Source organism: Sphaerospermopsis reniformis (genome assembly GCF_005402885.1).
Taxonomy (GTDB): domain Bacteria; phylum Cyanobacteriota; class Cyanobacteriia; order Cyanobacteriales; family Nostocaceae; genus Sphaerospermopsis; species Sphaerospermopsis kisseleviana.
The window spans coordinates 1-2,458 of record NZ_BJCE01000423.1; the positions used below are offsets into that span (position 1 = coordinate 1).

Here is a 2,458-nt window from a genome sequence, read left to right on the forward strand (position 1 = left end):
AGTGTGCATTTTTTGGGATTTCAAGAGATGGCAAAGAAATTTTCCAATCTCCTCCTGACTCCTGACTCCTGACTCCTGACTCCTGACTCCTATGCCCTCACGGAAAGACTTTCTCAGCAACCCCTAAGTAGAAAGGCACAAAAAAACCGCAGTATGTAACGAAAAGTAAAGTTACCTAAAAGTCTCTTCCCTCCTGCTTTCTGCCTCCTGCCTTCTGGCTTGCCATAACGACCATTTTTAACGCCTACCTACTTAGGGGATGCTGAATAGTTGCTTTTCCTTATACTCCTGGATTTTGATTTGAGCTTGAGCATAAGCATCAGTATCTTCAGGAATTTTTTCCAGGAATTTGATTGCACCAGCAAAGTCTTTCCTTAAAGCTTTATGATAAGCTGAATGTAAAAAATATTCGGCTCTAATTTGCCTTTTCTGATTGTATTCAGCTAATTTTTGTTGCACTATAGCACCAGCAGAACTTTCTGGAGGAATTTGGCGCAGATATTCTAAAGCAGCCGAAAAATCTTTCTTGTCTGCGCTGGCGTAAGCTTTATTTAATAAAGTTTGTGTTTTTGCTTCTAGGTTAGTTTCTGTTTTTTCAATTAGTTGTTCTCGTTTAGAACGCCAATAGGAAGTGTAGGGAATTTGCGTAACAGCGTGCATGGCATCTAACAAATTACCTTCATCTAATGCTTGTTCAGCTACTAAATAATTTTTAGTATCATTGTGCCATTGCTTTTGCCATTCTGCAATTGTCTCTTGAGCTTCTGGATAGACGTTGCTATAGGAGGGAATTGTTTTGGCTAAACTAATTGCTTTTTCTAAATTACCGGCTTGATATTCTGTAATTGCTTCAGATAAAGTTGCTGTTTCTGAATTAGCTTGATAACTAGTAGCTAAAGCATAAACTCCCAAACCAACTACCAAAGAATTAATGGTGATTCCCCATTTCATTCCTGCTAATAATGGATCTAATTTTTTATTTTTATCTGCAACAGCTTTTTTGGTAGTAATGGGAAACTTTGAAGTCGCAATTGCAGATGCCCGATGCTTCCATGTTATGTGTTTAAATACCCATAGTGCTTCGCTCGCAGATTGAAATCTTTCCTGATAATTATAGCGAATCATTTGGCTGATAAAAACAGCCAGATATTCGTCAATGATCGTATCTTCACAAGTCCAAGGAACTTCATTATTAGCAGGGTCAATTTTTAATTGCAGTGGTGTTAATCCTGTTAAACCTTGGAGTACAATCATTCCCAAAGCATAAATGTCACTATTGGGTTGTGTTTGTCCTAAAAATTGTTCTGGTGGAATGTAACCCAATGAAGTCACGGGAATCTGGGAAATAGGTAATTCGGCATCAGTGCTAAAATCAATGGGTTGAATTGAACCAAAATCTATTAGCACTAATTTATCATCACTAGAACGTCTGATTAAATTTTCTGGTTTGATATCACAGTGAATAAAACCTTGAGAATGGACAAATTCGAGGATATTTAATGCATCTTCGAGAAATGTCATCGCTTGAGTGGTACTCCACTTCTGTCCCTTGTTTTTATTTATCTTTAATTCTACGGATAAGGGTTGTCCGTAAATATATTCCTGTACTAAATAAAACTGTTCATTTTCTTCAAAGCAGGTGATCAGTTTAGGAATTTGGTCATGTTCTCCTAAATCCTTCAGGGCTTCGGTTTCGGTCAGAAAACTTAGTCTGAGGTAGTCAAAGTAGGAATTAGATTGATAGTGGTTGACTTTTAGCTGTTTAACAACGTATCTGGGTTTTTCTGGGTAATCAACATCTTTGGTATCTTCGGCAATATAAGTTTGCCCAAATACACCTGCACTAAGGCTTTGAATAATTTGGTAGCGACCTTGCAATAATTTTCTGGCGATTTGTTCAGTCATAAGTTCCTTACTGAGAAATCTATTAGATCAGATGTTACTCACCTTTTCTGAAATTTCTTCCTCTCTCCGGAATAGGGAGAAATGATTTTTTGTAGCTTTAAATAAGGGGGACTTTAAATAAAGACTGCTCTTAAATTTCTATAAATGTCGGTAAATAGCCAAAAATCACCCAATATCAACTTTTTACTGGGTTTTTCTATCTCACGATTAATCAAAATATCCGTCAAATAAAATACATACAAATCCCGATGTTTTATTAACACCTGAAATAAGTCATATTACTTACATATATGTCTATTTATTTACTTTTTTGACATTTTTCAGCAGTCTGATGGGTTTTAGGTCTTAGGATCAGGATGGGAGGAATTGAAATCGGTTTGGTGCAGAAATCAAAAAGTGGTAATTTACTTGAGCGATCGCTATTGATATGTAGGGTTTGCTGAATAAACCTAAAACCTTGATATATCAAAGGTTAGAGGCTGATAAACACAGAAATTAGTGCAAGGGTTTTGAAGGGTATACCGGAAAAAGTGTGCATTTTTTGGGATTTCAA

The 2,458-nt window shown here is 36.4% G+C and carries 1 protein-coding gene; it reads right to left on the minus strand.

What is annotated here, in order from left to right; genetic code table 11:
* Nucleotides 1-252: 252 nt before the first annotated feature.
* Nucleotides 253-1,905 carry a serine/threonine-protein kinase gene (locus FFR48_RS27200; protein WP_137669507.1) on the minus strand — a complete coding sequence of 551 codons (1,653 nt, stop codon included), beginning with the start codon at nucleotides 1,903-1,905 and terminating at the stop codon, nucleotides 253-255.
* Between the last annotated feature and the right edge of the window lie 553 nt (nucleotides 1,906-2,458).